12 protein-coding genes and 1 tRNA gene are annotated in these 20990 nt (G+C 64.1%); 10 read left to right on the top strand and 3 right to left on the bottom strand.

Translation table 11 applies throughout. The features are described 5' to 3' along the window. Together MJD61_05860 and MJD61_05855 are read left to right on the top strand one after the other, a co-directional pair. Positions 1 to 666, top strand: a 666-nt coding sequence (locus tag MJD61_05860) for an agmatine deiminase family protein (GenBank protein ID MCG8554803.1), incomplete at its 5' end; no start/stop codon positions are given. Between the two features lie 223 nt (positions 667 to 889). Continuing rightward, on the top strand, positions 890 to 1729 hold the full coding sequence (locus tag MJD61_05855; protein MCG8554802.1) for an N-carbamoylputrescine amidase: 840 nt from the start codon (positions 890 to 892) through the stop codon (positions 1727 to 1729). 223 nt (positions 1730 to 1952) lie between these two features. On the opposite strand, the gene MJD61_05850 is transcribed toward MJD61_05855, so the two are convergent. Further along, positions 1953 to 3434, bottom strand: a complete 1482-nt coding sequence (locus MJD61_05850) for a sulfatase-like hydrolase/transferase (GenBank protein MCG8554801.1) — start codon at positions 3432 to 3434, stop codon at positions 1953 to 1955. A gap of 299 nt (positions 3435 to 3733) precedes the next feature. Between MJD61_05850 and MJD61_05845 the strand changes: the two genes are divergently transcribed. Together MJD61_05845 and MJD61_05840 are read left to right on the top strand one after the other, a co-directional pair. Further along, entirely contained in the window at positions 3734 to 4579 is an 846-nt protein-coding gene (locus MJD61_05845; protein ID MCG8554800.1) for a site-specific DNA-methyltransferase, read from the top strand. Positions 4580 to 4844: 265 nt separating this feature from the next. Then, the gene (locus MJD61_05840) at positions 4845 to 6047 is read left to right on the top strand and encodes an ATP-binding protein (GenBank protein ID MCG8554799.1); all 1203 of its coding nucleotides are present in this window, start codon (positions 4845 to 4847) and stop codon (positions 6045 to 6047) included. A gap of 123 nt (positions 6048 to 6170) precedes the next feature. Here MJD61_05840 and MJD61_05835 read toward each other — a convergent pair whose 3' ends face one another. After that, positions 6171 to 8273 (bottom strand): transglycosylase SLT domain-containing protein, encoded by a 2103-nt coding sequence (locus MJD61_05835; GenBank protein ID MCG8554798.1) that lies wholly within the window; start codon positions 8271 to 8273, stop codon positions 6171 to 6173. Positions 8274 to 8573: 300 nt separating this feature from the next. Here MJD61_05835 and MJD61_05830 point away from each other — a divergent pair, with 300 nt between their 5' ends. Next, complete coding sequence (locus MJD61_05830) at positions 8574 to 9080, top strand: hypothetical protein (protein MCG8554797.1); 507 nt, start codon at positions 8574 to 8576, stop codon at positions 9078 to 9080. Here the strand turns inward: MJD61_05830 and MJD61_05825 are convergent. After that, positions 9037 to 10683, bottom strand: coding sequence for a hypothetical protein (locus tag MJD61_05825; GenBank protein ID MCG8554796.1), 1647 nt, complete (start codon positions 10681 to 10683; stop codon positions 9037 to 9039). The genes MJD61_05830 and MJD61_05825 overlap by 44 nt on opposite strands. A 91-nt stretch (positions 10684 to 10774) precedes the next feature. On the opposite strand from MJD61_05825, the gene MJD61_05820 reads away from it, so the two are divergent. The 5 genes from MJD61_05820 (at position 10775) to MJD61_05800 (ending at position 20920) form a co-directional block, all read left to right on the top strand. Then, positions 10775 to 12253: an ABC transporter permease gene (locus MJD61_05820; protein MCG8554795.1), complete on the top strand. Its 1479-nt coding sequence runs from the start codon at positions 10775 to 10777 to the stop codon at positions 12251 to 12253. Positions 12254 to 12476: 223 nt separating this feature from the next. After that, a tRNA-Gly gene (locus MJD61_05815) sits at positions 12477 to 12548 on the top strand. 878 nt (positions 12549 to 13426) lie between these two features. After that, positions 13427 to 15076, top strand: coding sequence for a SulP family inorganic anion transporter (locus tag MJD61_05810; GenBank protein MCG8554794.1), 1650 nt, complete (start codon positions 13427 to 13429; stop codon positions 15074 to 15076). A gap of 76 nt (positions 15077 to 15152) precedes the next feature. Continuing rightward, positions 15153 to 16637 carry an NADH-quinone oxidoreductase subunit M gene (locus tag MJD61_05805; protein MCG8554793.1) on the top strand — a complete coding sequence of 495 codons (1485 nt, stop codon included), beginning with the start codon at positions 15153 to 15155 and terminating at the stop codon, positions 16635 to 16637. A 101-nt stretch (positions 16638 to 16738) separates the two neighbouring features. Next, the gene (locus tag MJD61_05800; GenBank protein MCG8554792.1) at positions 16739 to 20920 is read left to right on the top strand and encodes a Na-translocating system protein MpsB; all 4182 of its coding nucleotides are present in this window, start codon (positions 16739 to 16741) and stop codon (positions 20918 to 20920) included. Positions 20921 to 20990 lie beyond the last annotated feature (70 nt).

Genomic DNA, 20990 nt, shown 5'->3' with positions numbered 1-20990 from the left:
TCGCAAGGTTCTCCGGCTAGCCGCTTTGACTGGGTGCTGGAGGGCGGTGCAATCGACGTGGACGGCCAAGGAACCTGCCTCACGACGCGCAATTGCCTGCTCAATCCGAACCGCTGCCATGGGCGCGATCCGCAGCGGGTCGAGCGCCGGCTTGCTCAGGCGCTGGGCATCACCAGGGTGCTGTGGCTCACGGGCGTCCTCGCAAACGACCACACCGACGGGCACGTGGACACCCTGGCACGTTTCGTTGCCCATGGGGTGGTCGCCTGCATGGAGCCGTGCGGGTCCGAGGAGCCGAACCGCGACGTGCTCGAGTCCGTACGCCGTCAGCTGGCGAGCGCACGCGATGCCTGGGGCCGCCCCCTCGAGCTGGTCGTGCTCCCCTCACCCGGAACGGTGCTGGGCCGGTCAGGACAAGTCATGCCAGCAAGCTACCTGAACTTCTACATCGCCAACCGCTCGCTGGTGGTGCCTACGTTTGGCGTGCCTCAAGACGAGACCGCCCTGCGCGTGCTCGAGCAGTGCTTCCCTGGCCGCGTGGTGGTGGGCATCGGCGCGAACGCCTTGCTCGAGGGAGGCGGCGCCTTTCACTGCATCACGCAACAGGTTCCGGCGTGCCAAGCCGCGCCTGCGAGCCAGCGAAACGGCACAACGGGGGCGTTGTGAGCGAGCGCGGGCCCGAGCCCGATCGGGGCCTAAGGAGGCGCGATAAAATAAACGCTACCGCTGCGGGCGCGCGGGCGGGCGCGTTCACGGTTTACGGACTCGAAAAAATCCTCGCAATGGCGCTCCTATTCCTGCGGTCTTTCCTCCGGGCGCGCTCCCGATCGCACTCCGCCCACACGCCGGGTCTGGATCGTTTATTGTGTCGCGCCTCCTAAGCATCGGCATGGTGCAGTGCCCGCTCTCGGGCTCTACCGCCGACAATCTCAAGCGCCTCGAGGGTTTGGTGCGCGAGGCAGCGGCGGCGGGCGCACAGGTGATCGTAACGCCGGAGCTGCCGCAAGGCCCCTACTTCCCCAGGCAACAGCACGACGCGAACTTCGAGCGAGCCCGGACGTTGCGAGACGACGAGAGCGTCGCCGCGTTCCGGCGGCTCGCGCAGTCGCTGCACGTGGTGCTTCCCATCTCCTTCTTCGAGCGAGCAGGCCCCGCCTACTACAACACCGTGGCCGTGATCGATGCGGGCGGCAGCGTGCTCGGAACCTACCGCAAAAGCCACATCCCCGACGGTCCAGGCTACCAGGAAAAGTTCTACTTCCGGCCTGGGGACACGGGGTTTCGAGTCTGGCAGACGCGTCACGGCCGGCTCGGCGTGGGGATCTGCTGGGATCAGTGGTTTCCCGAAAGCGCGCGCGCGATGACCCTGCTTGGCGCGGACGTGGTGGTGTACCCGAGCGCCATTGGCAGCGAGCCCGAAGCGCCGGAGCTCGACACCAAGCTGCCTTGGCAGCGGGTGATGGTGGGACACGCCGTCGCCAATGCCGTGCCCATCGTCGCTGTCAATCGCACGGGCCGCGAGCACGACCTCGTGTTCTATGGCAGCTCGTTCATGGCCGATGCGCGCGGCGATCTGGTCGCTCAGCTTGGCGAAAACGAAACCGGAACGCGCAGCTACCGCTTCGATCTGGACCAAATCCGAGCCTACCGCGCCGGCTTCGGCTTCTTTCGAGATCGGCGACCCGAGCTCTATGGGGCCTTGTGCGCGAGCCAACCCACGCAACGGTAGCGGCTCGATGCCTTGATCGCCCGGCTCACCGCCCGCTGCAGCCCCACAACCAAAAGGCGCCAGTAGGCGCCCGCCCGTGGCCGCAGCGCCAGCGTAGACATCGAGCGTATCGGCCCGATCCTTCCGCCCTCGGGATCGGTATCGGCTCGGTATCCGAGCTGCGAAATCCGACCTCGGGATCGGCATCGGTTCTCCGCTTCGGCCTCGGTCCTGCGATCGCGGTTCACTGGGAGTACTTTTCTCGCAGCCTTTTCCTGTTGCGTTCTTTCCTTCGTGCCACGTGCTTGTCGTCGTAGCGGCGCACGTCTTCCTGCGACCAATACGTGCCCGTGTTCCAGCGGGCATGGGTCAGGCCGGCTTCCCAAGCGAAGATCTTCTTGAGCAGCGAGGCTACCCTGGCTGGCTGCCGCCTTGCCAGGTCCCTGCCCTCAGCGATGTCTCGCCTCAGGTCGTACAGCTGCGGCGGCCGGTCAGGGAACCGCAGCAGCTTGAAACGGCCCTCGCGTACAGCGGCCATTACGTCGTAGCGCCAAAAAAGGGAGCGTTGTTTGCGGACCCTGGGTTTGGGACCGGGCACGTGGCCGAGCAACGACTCGCCGTCTAGATTATCGGGCAAATCGGCGCCAGCGGCGTCCAGCGCGGTCGGAAGCACGTCCATCAGCGACACGATTGCACTGGATCGCGTTCCGGCCTTGACCCGCGCTGGCCAGCGCATGGCGAGCGGCACCCGGATGCCGCCTTCAAGCAGGGTGCCCTTGGTGCCTCGCAGTGGAGCGTTGTTTGCGCCGATGCCGGTACGGTCACCTCCGTTGTCGTTGGTGAAGATGACCAGCGTGTCACGGTCGAGCCCATGCTGTTCCAGCGCAGCGAGCACCTCGCCCACAGCCCGATCCATGGCCCAGGTCATGGCCGCCAGGCGCTGGCGCTGGAAGTCCTTGACGTGCGAAAAGCGCTGGAGGTCTGCCTCCACCACGTCCATGGGCGCGTGCACCGCGTTGAACGCCAGGTACATGAAGAAGGGAACGCTCTTGAAACGCTCGATGTACGCCAGGGCTTCCCTGCCGAAGTCGCCGGTCAAATACTCCTTGGGCTGCACGAGCTCTGCGTTGCGCCGGATCCACTGGGTTTCGTTCTTCTGCTGGCCCGGATGGTAGTTGGCGGCGCCACCCAGAAACCCGTAGAAGTGATCGAACCCCCGCTGGTTCGGGTGAAAGTGCTCCAGGCGGCCCAAATGCCACTTGCCTATGGCGATCGTAGTGTAGCCTGCCGCCTTCATCAGATCGGCGATGGTCCTTTCCTCGATGGCCAGACCCAAGATCTCGGGACTCACTCCGGGCGGCGGATTGTGAGTCAGGTTGTATTCGTAGCCAAAGCGCTGCGGATAACGCCCAGTGAGAAGGCCAGCCCGCGACGGGCTGCAAAAGGGCGTCGTGACGTAGGCATCGCTGAAGCGGATGCCCTCGGCCGCAATGCGATCGATGTGGGGCGTGCGAATCTCCCGGCTGCCTTGGAATCCAAGGTCGTGAAACCCGGCATCGTCGGCGAGGATCACGATCACATTGGGTTTGGACGGTCTGCCTGCGGGTGCCTTCGCGTCCTGCGCTGAGACTTCAACGGCCAGTGCGAGGCACAACAGGCTCAGCAGCGTCTTCGAACCCGAAGGCTCTGCGGGCTGTCCTGCACGTCGCCGCGGCTGGCGGCTCATGCTTCGTTGCGTTGCTCGGTCTTGGTTACGCGCCGCACCGCTACTGGGGAGTACAAGAGACCTGAATCTCCACGCCTAAGACAGCCATCGTAGCGCTGCACGTCTTCCTGTGTCCAATGCGTGCCCCGTGTTCCACGATCGCTGATCCGGTTGGGGAAATCCTGGCCCCGGATGGCGGTATCGTTCGTGATCGCCTGATCGACAGTGGAAGCTCGACGTGATCTAAGGATACTGACGCCATGGGTTGCCTTCAGTCCGTGCTGAGTCGTGGACGCTCCGCGATCGCGGCTGGCGAGAGCATGCGAGCCCTCGCGGAGCTGCCCGACGAGTGCGTGGGGCTCGTGTACATCGATCCCCCGTTCAACACGGGAAAGCGGCGGCGGCTCACACAGCTGCGAACCGAGTTGGACCCGGATGGCGATCGGACGGGCTTCGGTGGTCGCCGCTACCGAACGACTCGGCTCCGGTCGATGTCCTACGGCGACGACTACGACGAGTACCTATCCTTTCTTGAGCCTCGCTTACGTGAGGCTCGACGGGTCCTGCGGCGCGATGGCTCGATCTTCGTGCATCTCGACTGCCGCGAGGTCCACTACTGCAAAGTCCTGATGGACGGCCTGTTCGGTCGAGACAACTTCCAGAACGAAATCATCTGGTCCTATGACTTCGGCGCCCGTTCTCGCTCTCGCTGGTCGAGAAAGCACGACAACCTCCTCTGGTACTCGAGGTCGCCGAAGGCGTACAGCTACAACTTCGACGCCGTCGACCGGATTCCCTATATGGCTCCAGGCTTGGTCGGCAAGGAAAAGGCTGCGCGCGGGAAGACCCCGACCGATGTGTGGTGGCAAACCATCGTGCCGACCAACGGTTGCGAGCGCACCGGCTACCCCACACAGAAGCCGCTCAAGATCCTGGACCGCATCGTTCGCGTGCATTCCAAGCCTGGCGACCTCGTGTTGGACTTCTTCGCCGGCAGCGGGACGAGCGGCGAAGCCGCCGGCATGCACGGCCGAGCATTCCTGATGGTCGACCACAACCCGGAAGCCATCGCCGTGATGTCCCGCAGGCTCAGCCGGTTCGAGCCGCTCATGGTTGACCTTGCTCAACCGGATGCGGCCGCCGTCCAGCTCGCGCTACCCACGTGAGCGCCGGAGCCCCACAGGTACCGGCGATACCTGCAAAGCACGCGATCAAATCACGCGCGAAACTCTCCGCCCGATCCCGCCCCCGATACCCGGCAGCCGCGGAGCGCGAACGCCGGTGGCCGGGTGCGGTCCACGAGGGACACGCCGGTGTCAAGGTTCGCAGAAGTCGCTGACAAGCACAGGCGTGGGGCCCATGGCTCGGACCGTCTTACGATGGTTCGTAAAACGGTTTGGACCATCTTATGAACCATCGTAAGATGGTCCCATGCCGATTCCGCGTCTCTACGACGTACTGCTGACCGAACATCTGCAGGCACACCGGCAGATGGTCTTCGTGACCGGTCCGAGGCAGGTAGGCAAGACGACGACCTGCCGCCGGCTCGATCCGCGTTGCAAGTACCTCAATTGGGATGATGAAGACGACCGGCGGCTGATCACGCGGGGGCCGTCCGCGATTGTCGCGGCGCTCTCGCTCGGACAGCTGAGCGATCGTCCCGCGCTGCTCGTGATCGACGAGATCCACAAGTACCGACGTTGGCGCACGCTGCTGAAGGGCCTATTCGACAAGCACGCGGACCGGCTTCGGATCGTCGTCACGGGCAGCTCGCGCATGGACGTCTACCGCCGGGGGGGCGACAGCTTGATGGGTCGGTATCTGCTCTATCGGATGCACCCGCTGTCTGTGGGCGAGCTCGTACACCCCGGACTGCTCGCCAGGGAAGTGCGGCCACCCGAGCGGCTGGGCCCGCGCCGCTTCAAGGCGCTGTACAAGCACGGCGGTTTCCCCGAGCCGTATGCAAAGGACGACTCGCGCTTCTCACGACGCTGGCGGTCCCTGCGCTTTGCCCAGCTCGTGCGGGAGGATGTCCGTGATCTGAGTCCAATCCAGGATCTCGCACAGCTCGAGCTCGCCTTCGCACTGCTGCGCGAGCGCTCAGGCTGTCAGCTCAGCTACTCCAGCCTCGCGCGCAACGTGAACGTATCGGTGGACACCGTTCGCCGCTGGGTCGCTGCGGCATGCACGTTGCACTATGGCTTCCTAGTGCGTCCGTGGTTTCGTAACGTGGCAAAGTCTCTGCGGAAGGAGCCTAAGTGGTTCCTCAGGGATTGGTCGGCGATAAGCGATCCCGGTCAACGGTACGAGACCTTTGTTGCCTGCCACTTGCTCAAGTCGGTTCAGGCTTGGCAAGACGCGGGCCTCGGCGACTACGAGCTCCGCTATTTGCGCGACAAGGACAAGCGAGAGGTCGATTTCTTGGTGGTGCGCGATGGAGAGCCCTGGTTCATGGTGGAAGCGAAGCAGAGCGAAGCCAGACTCAGTGACCACCTTGCGCATTTCCAGCGGCAAACCAGGGCCAGGCACGCGTTCCAGGCCGTGCTGAGCCGTAATCATGTAGCCGCAAGCTGCTTCGGCCGCACAGATCCGTGCGTTGTGCCTGCCTCCACACTGTTGTCGCAGCTGCCCTAGCGCGCCGACCGGTTTGAATCCTATGAGCTCCGGCATCTTTGGCACCACGCTCGGCTAGCCTTCGAGCGAGAGAGCCTGGCCTGCGCGGGCGAGAACCTCCCGTACTCTTGCACCGGCAACCTGCTACAGCTGCGGCAGCGTCCTGCTCAGCCGTGGCAGCCGCCCGGTGTCGAGCCAGGTGTAGGCGCTCCAGCTGGCCAGCACCCGCTTGGTGTAGCGGCGTGTCTCGAGGTAGGGGATCTCCTCGATCCACTCATCCAGCGCGCGTTGCGGGCGTTGCCGCAGCCAGCGTTCGGCCGCGCCGGGACCGGCGTTGTACGCCGACGGGACCACGGCGGGGTTGCGCGCGTAACGTTGCCACAGCTGGGAGATGAACCGCGCGCCGATGCGCAGGTTGATCTCGGGCACCCGCAGCGCCGCGGGGTTGCTGGGAAGCCCGAGCTGGCGACCGTAGGTGCGGGCCGTGGGGCCGATGAGCTGAATCAGGCCGTAGGCGCGCGCACGCGATACGGCTGACGGGTTGAATCGGCTCTCCTCCCGAACCACGGCCCGCAGGAAGCTGGCCGGAACGCTGCTCTTGTCGGCCACGTGCTCGATGAGCGGTGCATAGGCCTTGGGATAGGCGATTCGCCACAGCGCGAGCGCCTCGCTGTCCATGGGCGCATGCCGAAAAGCGCCCAGCCGGCTGCGTACCAGGCGGCTGGCCTGCGCGTAGGCGCCCGCGTCGTGCAGCAGGCCCGCCACATAGCGCAGCGTCTGCGGCTCCGAGCTGGCGCCGGTCATTCCGAGCCACGAGAACTCCGCCCCGGCCAATGCGAACTCCCCCACCCGCAGCAGCGCCAACGCCCTCTTGAACGCGGGCGTGCGTGTGACGGACCCCGCCGTGGGTCGTACTTGGATTACCCCCCTGGTCTGCTTCAACTGCGCGCGTAGCTCCCGGGCCACCTTGGGTGCGATTTCCTCGAGCCGCCCGAGCGCTTGCTGCGCGTAGTAGCTCAAGGGGCGGTTTCGTACGAGCCACTCGTAGTCCTCGCGAGCCCTGGCGGCGCGACCCGTCCAGCTGAGCGTCCGAGCCCGCCAGTAAAGCAGCCGGGCTCGGTTGGCCTCGAGCAGCGTGGCCGCCCCGAGCGCCTCATCAAAGTGCCGGAGGGCCTCTTCGAGCCGGTGCGCCTTGACGTCCTGCCAGGCGAGCGCGAAACGCGCCTGGCCGCACATGTCGCCCTCGGGATGGTGTTCGAGCAGCTCGGTCAGGAAACGCCCCCCACCGGCCTCGTCGCCGTCGTCGAAGGCGATGCGGGCGCTGATATAGAGCGCGTCGTCCGCGAGTCGGTGCTGTTTGGCACCCAGCTGCGCAAGCTGCCTTAGTGCGGCGTCGTGCTGGCCCGTCCGGTAGTAGGCACGGCCGGCGTAGTAGCGAGCCCAGGCCTTGATCTCGTCCGAAGCGCAGCTGTCGGCGATCCCTGTCATCAGGGCGGCCGCCTGCTCCCGCTTTCGCAGCCGCAGCAGGACGCGGCCCTGCTCCAGACGGACCTTGCAAGTCAGTGCGTCGTCGTCATGGACACGCTCGAGCAGTGCCGCGTACGCCTCGCCGGCCGCTTCGTAGCGGCGCGCCCGAAACAGCGCCGTTGCGCGCGCGAAGGCGTCTTCGATCGTGGGATGCTCGTAGCGTCGCCGCTCTTGCGCCGGCAGGCGCGTGAGCAGCTCGCGGATCTTCTGTTCCGCAACTGCGGCATGCGACCGGATGGGCGTGCGGCTGCCGAGCGTTCGGTAAAGGTCGACGGCCCGTCGCACCGCCGACAGGTCGTCCTGCGCGCCGAGGGTTTGGGCGAGCCGTAGCGTTACGTCGAGCGCTGGCACCGCGGCACGCCGCTCTTGGTTGAGTCGTTCGAGCAAAGGCAGTGCGCGCTCTGCCTCACCCGCATCGTGCAAAGCCAGAGCGTACAGCTTGCGGGCCCTGGCAGCTCCAGCCCAGTCGTCGGTCAGCGTCTTGCTTTCACCGCGCGCGGTCTTCGGGTCCGATTCGAGCAGGGCTTCGGCCCGGAGCAGACGCGCCCAACGAGACAGCTCATGACCGCTTCGGATCACGCGAGCCAAGTGCCTTGCTCGCTGCTGCGCGTCGTCGGCATTGCGTGCCGCCAGCCAGTTCAGACGCACGGCTTCGGCTGCGCTAGCGCGCTTGAGCCGCGACTGGGCGAGCTTGAGTGCTTCTTGTGCATCCCCCCGCAACCATGCTGCTCGAACACGCTGCTCTGGGCTGCCCGCACGAGGGTGCAGCGGCCTTTTGGCGAGCGCTCTAACGAGGAGCGGTGAGCCTAAGGCCGGACGGTCCGCCGTCGCGGGCACAGCCTTTCCGATGCCCAGCGATGCCAACACCAACACCAACACCAACAGAGCAGCGCCCGTGCCAGGCACAAGAACTTGCTTCCGGCCCATCCCTTTGAGACTATGTACACGCTTGGGCCAACGCAAATTCCGGGCGCTAGTGGCTCCCGGCGTCCGGGCACTCGATCGCATCAAGGATCGGTCATGGCACAGGATTCGTTGGCGCCGGCCGCTCTCCGTGCGGCAAGGCTGTTGCGCGCAGGCGCAACCGATCGCTCGAGCCAGGAGCTCGAGGGATGCCGGAGCGCCCTCGCGAGGGCCCAGCAGTGCCTGCGTCTCGCGGCGGACCAGCTCGAGGCCCGGCTTCGCATGGAGCACTCGCTGCTTTATCGCCCCACACCCGACGCCACCGTAAGGGCCCAGTGGCTGCAGATGGGAGCGGCCCACAGGGAGCAGCTGCGTTCGCAGCTCCGAGGCAAATACTGGGCATTCGAGCACCATCTCGCCGCCGTTCGAGCCTGCTACGCCGAGGTGGAACGCGCACGCGAGCGTTTGCAGCTGGCCCTTGCGGATGAGCAGGTCATCGAGCGCCGGATCCAGCTTCAGGCTGCTGCCGAGCGCAGAGCACACGAAAAGCGCCTGGAGATCGAGGATGACGAGCGAGCTCTCAGCGGCCCGCAGGCGCCCTCATTGCCCGCGCTTGACAGTTGAGCCAGCCCGCTCCGGCGGGCCCCCAGGCACCGACAAATTCGTCGCTCAGCAGCTCGTCGCCCACCAGATCGCCGTCCGTATCGTTGACCAGCCAATCCCCCCGCAGCGTTGTGGAATGGCCTTGCCGGTCGAGGCGATTCCAGGCTTGGGCGAGCGCAGCTTCCAGTCGCGCCTGCACATCGCGGCAGGCAGCTCTGAGGCACATCGCGTCGCAAGCCATGAACAAGGCCCTTTGGGTCAGGTGCTCGTGCAGCGTGCCGCAGCCGAGCCGCTGGCGGAGGCTCTGCGCGAGGCTCCGGGGTGCGTGCACACCCAGCACGCCGGCCGTCACCTGGGTCGCCAGGGCGCCAAAGGCGAGCCCTAGCGTGAGCTCCCCCATTTCGATGAGGTCCAACGACGGGCGTGCCGTGCTGTCCGCGGTCACTACCGCCGCTGGCACGGCGACCTGTGCGCTCGCAGTCGAATCGGACGGCGGCACGCGAAGCGTCTGAGGTTCCCAGCGCAGCGTCCACCGGTCGTGGCTCGGAGCGGGCGTGACTTGCAGCCTCGAGGAGAGTGTGATCTCGCTGAGCGCCTCCTGTGCCCGATCCAGCGCAAACGCGAGCGCCGCCTCTACCCCCTGTTGCCGGGCGCCGAGCGCCGCCTGCAGTTTCGAATCCAGATCGCGGCTCTGCCGCTCCCTGACCAGCGCGTCGAGATCGGAGGGATGCCCGATCTCCGTCAAGGTCGACTCCAGCGCATCCAGGAGAATCGAGGCCTCGGCGCGCGCGGGCGGCCGGCCGGCAGCGAGTTGCTGCGCGGCCGCGCTGTGCCCGTAGCGCGCAAGATGGTCGGCGAGTCGCGGGGTGCTGCACTCCAGCTCCACCTGGTAGACGCCTTTGCTGTCTATCGGCTCGTCCCGGGTGGCTACGGTCACCGTGGTGTCCACCTCGCGCGGTAGATCGATCGCATCCGAGCATCCGTGGCTCAGCAGCGTGTCCGCGGCGCCCCAAGCTTTCACCTCCACGGCGTATTGCGCACCTGCGGGCAGCGCCACCAACACGGCCTCCCCGTCCCCAGGCGACAGGCTCACGGCACGGGTTTCGGTCGAGTTATCGAGCGAACCGCAGTCGCTGTCCCGATACGCAGCGACCGTCCAATGGTCTGGGGCCCGACGTTTGCTCTGCGTGATCCGCACATGCAAGTTGCCGAAGCCGGTTTCGGCCACCTCGACGTCGACGAAAGCGGCCTCGGCCCGTGTCGCAGTGATTCGGATCTGGAAATCGGCGGCTTGGTGACCGGCGCGTAGGCCGTTGACGATGCGGCCGTCCTTGTCGCTCTTCCAGTCGAGAAACGTCAGGCTGCTGTCACCACTGTCACCTATCAACGCGAAACGAACTGGCTCGTCCGCAAGAGGAAGGCCGGCGTTCGAGACGTAGCGAGCTTCGAATAAGGCCACCTGCCCGGTGGCAACCCGCAAAGAGCTGGCGTCGGTGCGAAGGAACGCATCTCGGGCGATCGGCGAGCTAGGGTCGGGAAGCTCCCGAGCGGTGCCGGCCTCGGTTGCGGTGCAGCCGGCGATCCACCCCGCTACGGCGGTTGATAAGAGCAAGCGCGAAGGCACCCTCTTACTATAGCTCCGAGGCGTCGAACCGGCACACCGGCGGCGGCCGCGACGTTGCTGTCGGACGCACCCTCATGATACAGGCCCGCAGGTGTCGTACGCGCTGAAGGTCGGCATCCGCTACCTGCGCTCGAAGAAACGAGCGACGGTGTCGGTCATCACGGTCATCGCGGTTACGGGCGTAGCGCTAGGCGTCGCCGCCCTGCTTGCCGTGATGTCGATTACGTCGGGGTTTCAGCGCGAGTTTCAAAACAAGGTACTCGGTGTCAACGCGCATGCGCTGGTGCTCAAGTATGGACTCGACTTCGCGGAATACCGGGAGGTGATCGCAAAAGCGAGCCGGAAGAAGCAGGTGGCCGGAGCATCGCCGTTCATCATCAACGACATGATGTTGGCCAAAGGTGATCGTCTCTCGGGCGTCCTCGTCAAGGGGGTCGATCCGGAGCAGATGCAGCGGGTGCTCGATTTGCCTGCACAGCTCGTGGAGGGAAGCCTGGTGGGCTTGAGGTTGCCCTCCGCACGACCTGCGTCGACCCGGATCGATGACCGAGCTCAGACCGCATCACCGGAGCCCGAGTTCGACCAAGCGCTCGACGAGCTGGTGGTCGATCGGGTCGGCGCCGAGCGTCTTGCCAAGGTGCCGAGCCCCGAGGCGGTGGAGGCGGCTCTCGCCGAGCTGAGCCTGGGTGAGCTGCCCACCGACGTCGAGGAAGCCCGGATTTTCGAGGCGCAGCAGCGCGACGCCGAAGCGAAGGCAGGGCCGCTGCCTGGAATCGTCGTGGGTCGCACGCTCGCCAACAATATCAGTATACGCCTTGGCGATCGGGTCAAGATCATCTCTCCGCTCTCCGGTCTCGATACGCGCCTATGGCGAGCGGGTGGTGGGAGCCCCAGCTCGAGAGATTTCCAGGTGGTCGGAATATTCGAAGCCGGCTTCCAGGAATACGACGCCCGCCTCGTCTACGTCGATCTCTACGAGGCACAAGCGTTTCACGACCAGGGAGATACCGTCACGGGTGTCGAGATCCGACTGCACGACCTGTCCAAAGCTCGCGAATTGGCACGCCAGCTCGAGCTCGACATGGGGGGTGCGCCCTTTCACACGATGGACTGGCAGGAGCTCAACCACAACCTGTTCACGGCACTTGAAATCCAGAAGATCATGCTCAGTCTGGTCATCGCTACCATCATCTTCGTGGCGGCCTTCAACGTCATTGCGACCCTGATCATGATCGTGCTCGAAAAGCGAAGGGAGATCTCCATCCTCAAGGCCATGGGTGCCAAGGACGGGGCTATTCTCAGCATCTTCTTGGCCCAAGGCACGGTGATCGGCCTGGTGGGCACCACCGCGGGCCTCGCGCTTGGGGGAGGAATCTGCGCCTACCTTTCGGCGTTCGAGTTTCCTCTGGACCCCAAAGTCTACCTCATCGACCACTTGCCGGTGCGCACGAGCGCCGTCGAGTTTTCGTTCACGGTCTTGGTCTCCCTTGGCATATGCGTCACTGCGACGCTGATCCCGAGCTGGTGGGCCGCGAAGCTGCTGCCGGCCGACGGTATCCGCTACCATTAGGGCCCATAGAAGAATAGCTCGTGTTTTCCGGCGATGGCCGGGCGCCGCTGGCGAGGCCCCTAGGCACCATCGGCCACCAGCTTCGAGGCGCCGATGCCAGCTAGCTGAAGCCATGGCTCGCACGCGGACGGCCGCGCCCGAGCGGGCACGATGGCGGGCGCAGCCCCGGTTGACACACCAAACCCCATGCTCTATCCACTGGTTCCTTTTTGAGTGCTCCCCTGCGGGAATAACTCAGTGGTAGAGTGCAACCTTGCCAAGGTTGAAGTCGTGGGTTCGAATCCCATTTCCCGCTCCGGCCGAGGCGCAGAGCAGAGGTCGCAGAGCAGAGGTCGCAGAGCCGAGGTGGTAGGCGGCGCAGACTGCGTGCGCGCCCTGGGAACCCGCACCTGTACAGACGCGCACGCGTATCAAAGAGCCAGCTTTCCGTGCGCAAAGGGCGTCGGGGTTCGCGGCTCCGAGCGCAGGAATCGTCCAGCGGTCGGATCGTGGCGGATGACGCCGCGTGCCGGTTCAATGCCGCTGCCCCATTTTCTGGCCGATTTGCAGGACGATACAGCTGCATACCTAATAATAGAGGACTACCAGGCGAACGAGCACCACGAGCCGCGACGGGGTATCCAATTTCGCTGACGGTGAAGCCCCGCTGGGCTCCAGCTTCAGGTTAGGCAGAAAACGTACACTATGCATTTCGCTGCGCAGCCGGCTACGACCCAACAAACAATCAGGCAAATCAAAAAGAGAATGCGTTCCGGCAGAGTTGGGGTACTATAGCCGGCGGAGCTCGCTGAAACAGCAGTTGCCCATTGCTGAGTCGGCGGCCCGGCCGCTGCGGTTTGGTCTTCGCGCTTCCGCCGGCGCCCTTTACTTGTGTAGCTGAACGCGTGCCCCTGTCCGGCAAGCGGTTTGCCGTGCCAGGTCACGCCCGAGATTGCGTACACCGGGTGAACAACGTGAGCAACGGGGTCCATGCACGCTGCCTGCGCACTCTCGCGGCCCGGGAAATTCTTGGACCCGAGGAAGGAGAGCAGCGGTCTTTTTTGCGCGCGGCAATGCGCGTACAGGCCGGTTGACACGCTGGTCGTTTCGTGATGACACTCTCCCGGCCATGGAGTCCGACCGGCCCTTACTCTGTGGTGAAACAGGATTGATTGCAGGGCCGAGGGGTTCGTGATGGCATCAGACAACGCTCAAGCAACCGGGGGCGAGGCAGACGTCGGACCGGTCCCCAAGGACTGGATTCCGGGCCTGATCGAGAACTGGAAGTCGGACCTGGTTTCCGGCATCGTGATCTTCTTGATCGCGTTGCCGCTGTGCATCGGCATCGCGCTGGCCTCGAACGCGCCGGCCATGGCGGGCATCATCGCCGGCTTCCTCGGCGGGATGGTGATCTCGCTAGTCAGCGGCTCGTACGTGACCATCAACGGTCCCGCCGCGGGCCTGATCGCGATCACCCTAGGCGCCGTCGAAGACATGGGCCAGGGTGATATCCAGGCCGGCTTCCGGTACGCCCTGGCCGCGGGTGCCATCTGCGGCTTTTGCCAGATTGTTCTCGGGTTCATGAACGCGGGCAAGCTCACCGCGTTCTTCCCGCTATCGGTGGTGCACGGCATGCTGGCCGGCATCGGCGTCATCATCATGGTCAAACAGGTCTTTGTGGCGTTGGGGTTGAAGACCCCGTCCACGCCCATGCACCAGACGGTCCTCAAGATCGTCCCGGCGTTCGGCGAGATGGTGGCGCCGGTGGCGCTCTTGGGTGGTATCGCCGTGATAATCACGGTGTTTTGGCCCATGATGAAGGCCGTCGCAAAAATTCTTCCGGCGGCCCTGGTAGCCGTGCTCGTCACGGTGGCCCTGTCGATGACCCTGGGCGTGGACAAGATGACCGACGCGGACGGGAAGGGTTACCTCGTCGACTTGCCGGAGAGCTTTTTGGCCGGCTTCACGGCGCCCGACTTCGGCGCTCCCATGGGCAAATTGGCCAAGTGGTCCTTCATGTACCTGTTCGTCAACAGCCTCGAGTCGCTCCTGACCGCTGCAGCGGTCGACAAGCTCGACCCGTGGAAACGCACCTCCAGCATGAAGCTCGAGCTGGTAGGCAAAGGCGTGGGTAACGCGCTTTCCAGCATGATCGGCGGTCTGCCCATGATCGCAGAGGTGGTTCGTAGCGCGGCCAACATCCAGAACGGTGCCCGCACCCGCTGGGCGAACTTCTTCCACGGCACCCTGCTGCTGCTCTGTGTCGCGTTCGCATCCCCGCTGCTCGAGAATATTCCCAAAGCTGCACTGGCCGGTGTCCTGTGCGTGATCGGTTTCCGGCTCGCGCACCCCAAGGAGTTCGTCCACGCCCTGCATTTGGGTAAAGAAGAGTTCCTCTACATGACCATCACCATGTTGGTCGTGGTGTTCGAGGACCTGCTGATGGGCGTGCTCGTGGGCATCGTCTGCGGTCTGATCACCAACATCATCAAAGGCTGCTCTGTGGGCAACCTGTTCAAGGCCGATGTCGAGGTCGCACAGGAAGCTGCCGACACGCACGTGATCAAGCTCAAGCGCGCCCTGAACTTCGGTAACTTCATGGGCATACAGGGCAAGCTCCTGGCCGTGCCCCGAGGGCAGACCATCGTGCTCGACTATGGGGAGGTGCATCTGGTCGACCACACCGTCAACGAGCGCCTGCACGATTTCGAAGCGGACTACGCACGCGGTGGCGGCAAGGTGGTGTCGCGTTCCAAGGACCACCTGGCCAACAGCACGCATCACCCGCTTTCCTCGCTCGTGCGCAAAGAAGCCAAGGCCGGCAGCCCGGTCGGAGCGAGCTAAACTCAGGCACGCTTCCTGTACCGCGCCTGGCTTTCCCTACCGCCAGTACAATCTGCACGCCGTTTCGAGGTCCGATGTGGGTATCTTAAATGTCGTTCTGTGGTTGCCGGCTATCGCCCTGGTCATCGTTCTGATGATGCCCAAGGACGCGTTGGTCCGGATTCGAGCGATAGCAATCCTGGCTTCGGCGGGCTCGCTCGTGCTGTCGTGGGGGCTTTTGGGATCGTTCGATCCGCACGGTGGCTTGCAGTTCGTGGAACGCTATCCCTGGGATCCCGAGATCGGGATGGAGTACTACATCGGAGTCGACGGGCTGTCGTATCCGCTGCTGCTGTTGACGACCCTGCTGGCTTTTTCTGCCATGGTGGCCTGCGCCTGGTACACGGATCGACCCAAGGGCCTATACGTGTGGTTCCTGCTGCTCGAGTTCTCGATGATCGGGGTGTTCATCGCCCACGATTGGCTCGTGTTCTACATGTTCTTCGAGATCTCGCTGCTCCCGCTGTATTTCCTGATCGGGATCTGGGGTGGCAAGAACCGCATGGCCGCGACCGTGACCATCTTTCTATACACGCTTGGCGGCTCCTTGGTGGTGCTTCTGGCGATGATGACCATCTACCTGAACTCGCCGGTGCACACCTTTGACATGGACAAGATGGTCGAGATCGCCCGTGGCTGGGATACGGAGTTTCAGGCACTCGTTTTCGTCGGTCTGTTCCTTGGTTTTGCAGTCAAAATCCCCGCTTTCCCTTTCCACGGCTGGTTGGCGCTGGCGCACGTGGAAGCGCCCACCCCTCTGAGCATGCTGCTGTCCGGTGTGCTGTTGAAGATGGGAGCCTACGGTGTGTTGCGTGCAGGGGAAATGCTGCCGCTCGGACTTGAGTGGTTCGCTCAGTACCTGATGATTCTTGGTGTTATCAATCTGGTTTATGGCGCCGTGCTGGCATGGCGCCAAACCGATCTCAAGGGCATGGTGGCCTTCTCCTCCATCAGCCACATGGGCTTCGTGATGATGGGGACGGCAAGCTTGAGCACCGCGGGGTTTGTCGGCGCCAGCATGCAGATGCTCTCCCACGGTATCCTGGCGGCCGCCGCCTTTATGTTGGTCGGCTGGCTCTACTCCAAGACGCACTGCCGTCAGTTGAGCGACTTTGGCGGCCTGGTTACGCGCGTGCCCGTCTATTCTGCGTTTACCATCGCTACGTTGCTTGCTGCGATGGGCCTGCCGGGTTTCTCGGGTTTCGTGGGCGAGTTCCACGCCATGACGGCTTCCATTCAGGCTCAGGGTCTGTGGGTCATGGTCGGCAGTGCGGGGGTTCTGGTCGGGATGGCGTATTCACTGCGGGCCATCGACAAGGTCTTCATGGGACCCATGAACGCTCGCTGGGCAGGCTTGACGGACATGAATAAGGCGGAGGTTGTCGCAGCGATTCCGCTCGTTGGCCTTGCCGTCGTGCTCGGGTGTTTCCCCTCGCTCGTCATGGACATCATGCAGCCCACCTTGGCACATATCGCAGCTCCCTTTGCAGGGCACGGAGTGGCCGTAGCAAGTGGCTTCTAGCTCGAATCGTGGCGCGTTGCCGGCGCTGCGCAACAGGGTGATCACCCGCGGCGGTCCAGACGCAACGTCCTTTCGGCACAGACAACGAGGTAGGTGAACGGATGGCACACGCACATGGGGACAAGGAAGGCAAAGAGCTGACTCCTCACGAGCGCTTGCACGGCGAGATCGAGCACATTGGACACTATCTACCGTCGCAGCTGCCGATCACCACGTTCGTTCATCACAACACGCTGCACGCATTCGAGAACTGGTCGAGCGAGGGCATCCCCGCTTCTCACATGCACGGCAAGGGAGACGAAGCGGGGCTGTCGTTCGAGGAGTCCATCATCACGGGCGCGCGCATCAACGGCGCGAAGCCCTTCATGCCGAACACGCGCTTCCGCCAGTGGTACGCCGAGGGCCGCATCACCGACGAAGACCTATTGGAGGCGGTCGAGTACCGAGAAGATCTGCCGGTCAAGGGAACGCTCGCGAAAATCGGCGAACGTGAGATCGACGCCCAGGAGGTGCAGCTTACCCACCTGGTGCGCGGGATCGATCCCATCGATCCCGATCAGCTTCCGTACATCATGGCTCATGGCAAGGGCAGCTCGCAATTCCGTGCCGACGTGCCCGGCAAGGTGCGCAAGGCGCTGCTGGATTCGGCAGCGAAGGAGCTGACCGCCGGTCTCGAGCGCGTTGGTCGGGACTGGACCTTGGCGCATTGGGTGCAGGCCCACACGAGCGTCGACGCGCCCGGTTGGCTGCGAGAGAAGGTCAAGCGCGATCTGGATCCAATCGCCAGACCTCGTAGGCGGGCCAGCGACACCGCAGCCAAGTACGGTACCTACCAGGGCGAGCTCGAGCCGTGGTTCAGCGCCATGGCGGTCCCGCTCGACCGGCGTGAAGGCTACCTCGCCATCATCGATCGGGTCTTTCACGACGAGCCTATCCGCGACCTGGTGCGGCCGGAGACCATTCGGCAGCGCTGGCTTCAGGCCGAAGCACGTCTGCTTCGCAAGCTGGTCCCAAGGCATTTCGGGGTCTACGGCACGGTCAGCGCCTTGGCTCGCCATTTTAGCGACAACCTCGAGGCCTACGCGGTCAACAGCCTGTATCAGGCCGCACTGGCAGCGTACGGCGCGAGCGACCCGTTTTCGCCGACGCATCCCCAGCACCTGTACGAGCAGGACGTCGTGGGCGCCGACGTGGAGGCGCTCGATACGATGGCGCAGCTCGAGTACCGCGGTGGCGTGCCGGTCGCGCTTTCGCCCGAGCTTCGCCAGAGCGTCGACAGGCTGATCGATCGCGAACAAGAGCGCAGGTTGGAGGCGGACGAGGTAGGCGAGACCAAGGGCGCACGTCTCGCGCGCCTCGTCGCCGAGAATCTGGGGCCGGATCGCATCGGTCGCGATGGCTTCGAACCGCTGATGGAACTGGTGGCTTTGCGCAGGAGCGAAGCCGACAATGCCGAGCTCCAGGGCAAGCTTCGCGCTGCCGACACACGGCGTCAGATCCTGGACTACGCCGAGGAGCTTGTCGGCAAGGAGATCAACAAGATCGGCCTCGAAGAGGGCCATTTGCATGACAGCTGCACGCACACACACTTCTTGCAAACGTTGACCGGGGTCGATCTGGGCCACCAGATCAACCAGTACCTGATGCTGATGGCGGGAGCCTACCTCGACCACGGCATGGCCGCCTGGCATTGGCCCGCGCGTGAGCAGGGGCTGTGGAAGTCGTGGAAGCGAAACTTCGAAGACGACAAGACGTTGAGCTACTGGGGCATCGAGGGCTGGAAGGAAGAGCTGCTCAGGCTGCCGGAGCTTCCTGAAGACGTGATCCTGGAGTCGCTCGAGGCGCTGGGCGTGCCCGAAGAGCGGATGGGGTCGTTCCTAGGCTGGACCTCGCGCAAGCTTCCCGGCTGGGCCGGTATGATGAACTGGCGCGGCGAACGCCCCGAACACTATATGCAGAAGCACTTCCCGGCCAGCTTGCTCGACTTCCTCGCGATCCGCTTGTTCGTCGAGCGCGTCGTTGTCGCGGACTTCTGCCGCAAGCTGTGGAAGATCGACGGCACCATCGCCTCGCTGCGCCGCTACTGCGAAAAGCATCCCGCCGAATTTCTGGTGCGCAAGCTCTATTTCCAGGGCGCGCTGCCCGAGTACCTGGCGGATCGTGCCCGGACGCTCGTTGCAGACGCGCCGGTCTCGGGCCCCCAGGACGATCGCTGGCTGAGCGTCGCCGAGCTTGCTTGGCTTCACCGCAACGGAAAACTCGCGGGCACGGCCGCAGGCCACACGCTCAACAACAAGGTCATGCGGCTGTTTTACCTCGGTCAGCATTTGGGCCTTTCGGGTGAGCAAATTCGCTCGCTATCGCTCAGCGAGCGCGACGCGCTGATCGATTGCCTCGAAGCCTACCCGCCGGACAAGCACGGGTTCGTGTGGCTGACAGCCTTCGAGAACCATTACCGGCACGAGATCCTCGGCCCCCTCGTGCTCAACCGCAACCGGGCCCGCTGGGAAAAGCGTGTCGTACGGCCGAAATTCCAAACTGTCTTTTGCATCGACGAGCGCGAGGAGGGCATTCGGCGGCAGCTCGAGGAGATCGATCCCGACGTGGAGACCCTGGGCGGCGCTGGCTTCTACGCCATGGCCATGCACTGGGAAGGGACCGGTGGCCACGGAACGGACCCCCTGTGCCCGATCGTGCAAACGCCCGTCAACACGATCAAGGAGGTGGCTTACCCCAACCTCGACTTGATCCCCGACGACATGAAGGAGGGTTCCGCCGAGGTCCGCGCCATGCCCATGTTTAGCGACCTGGTTCCCGTGGTGCAGACAGCCGTCAGGGAGGGCAACAGCGACCGCATCATGGAAAAGCACACCAGTGCGCTGCACTGGCTTCACGTGATGCACGATCTGTACTGGGAGAGCAAGCGCAACCTGGTTTCGTCCTACTTCCTGCTCGATCTGATGGGGCTGCCTATCATTGGGCAGTTGTATCTGGCGGTCTTCGGACCCCGCCTTTCCAAGAAAGTCGACAACGTATTCGCCAGGGCGTTGATCCCGCCCAAGCTCAGCGATCAGACCCTGGATGCGCCGTCGGGCACCGAGGACGCCTGCAAGGCAGGCCATCAGTTCGGCTACACCCCCGAGCAGCAGGCCTTCAGGCTCGGGTTCATTCTGAAGCAGCTCGGGTTGTTGGACGTGTTTTCTAAGATCGTCGTGATTCACGGCCATGGATCGAGCAGCTACAACAACCCCTTCGAGTCGGCGTATTCCTGCGGTGCTTGTGGCGGCAAAGATGGAGCGCCCAACGCACGCGCCATGGCGGCACTTGCGAACAAGCCCAACATCCGGGCCGCCCTGGCCAAGGAAAACATCGTCATCCCCGACGACACCTGGTTTGTCGGCGCGTGCCACGATACCTGCAACGAGGCCATCGATTACCTGGACGTCGAGCGTATCCCGCCCGAACGCCGGGAAGATTTTCTCGAGGCCGTGCGCGTGCTCGATCTGGCACGGACTATGTCCGCTCACGAGCGCTGCCGTCGTTTTCCCTTCTCACCCAAGGATTCCACGCCCGAACGATCGTTGCGCCATGTGGAGAGCCGCTCGACCGACTTCGCCATGTCGGTGCCTGAGCTCGGCCACGCGACCAATGCTTGCGCGTTTGTCGGCCGACGCTGCCATACGCGAGGCATCTTTTACGACCGACGCATGTTCCTGATCTCCTACGACCCCACGTTCGACCGGGAGGGCGCGGTTTTGGAGAAGATCTTGTTTGCGGTCGGTCCGGTCGGTGCCGGCATCAACCTGGAGTACTACCATTCCACGGTCGACAACAAGGTCTACGGCTGCGACACCAAGATCCCCCAGAACGTGGCCGGCATCTTGGGTGTGATGGAGGGGGTCATGAGCGATCTCAGGACCGGGCTGCCGTTCCAGATGGTCAATATCCACGAGGCGCAGCGGTTGCAGCTCATCATCGAGCATACCGAGGAAGCGCTGCTGGGGATCGCGACCCGGCAGCCCATCATCATGACGCTGGTTGCCAAACAGTGGCTGCATCTTACGGCGCTCAATCCCGACACGAAGCAGCTCAGCGTGTTCTCCGTCAAGGACGGAGGCTTTGTTCCGTACACCAGGGAGCCGAACCCAATCCCGACCGTGACCCGTTCGATGGATTGGTATCGTGGCAAGTATTGTTGCTACGTGCCGCCGGCGCTCATCGACCTCGGCGACGAAAAGCACCCGAGCGCAGGCATCAACCTGGCACAGGCTCAGCAAAGCTAGAGGCTCAGGAAAGCTGGAAGGCACAGCGATGATAGCAGTGACGCGCAGCGCGTAGCGCGTTGGAGGTTGC

The organism is Pseudomonadota bacterium, from assembly GCA_022361155.1.
In the GTDB taxonomy this organism is placed as follows: Bacteria; Myxococcota_A; Polyangia; order Polyangiales; family JAKSBK01; genus JAKSBK01.
Note: the sequence above shows the minus strand (reverse complement) of the source record. Positions and strands in the feature narration are given on the sequence as shown.

Coding starts and splice junctions, on each gene's coding strand:
- MJD61_05810 (MCG8554794.1), top strand. CDS start 13,427: ATGGCATCAGACAACGCTCAAGCAACCGGGGGCGAGGCAGACGTCGGA.
- MJD61_05840 (MCG8554799.1), top strand. CDS start 4,845: ATGCCGATTCCGCGTCTCTACGACGTACTGCTGACCGAACATCTGCAG.
- MJD61_05800 (MCG8554792.1), top strand. CDS start 16,739: ATGGCACACGCACATGGGGACAAGGAAGGCAAAGAGCTGACTCCTCAC.
- MJD61_05845 (MCG8554800.1), top strand. CDS start 3,734: ATGCGAGCCCTCGCGGAGCTGCCCGACGAGTGCGTGGGGCTCGTGTAC.
- MJD61_05850 (MCG8554801.1), bottom strand. CDS start 3,434: ATGAGCCGCCAGCCGCGGCGACGTGCAGGACAGCCCGCAGAGCCTTCG.
- MJD61_05855 (MCG8554802.1), top strand. CDS start 890: ATGGTGCAGTGCCCGCTCTCGGGCTCTACCGCCGACAATCTCAAGCGC.
- MJD61_05830 (MCG8554797.1), top strand. CDS start 8,574: ATGGCACAGGATTCGTTGGCGCCGGCCGCTCTCCGTGCGGCAAGGCTG.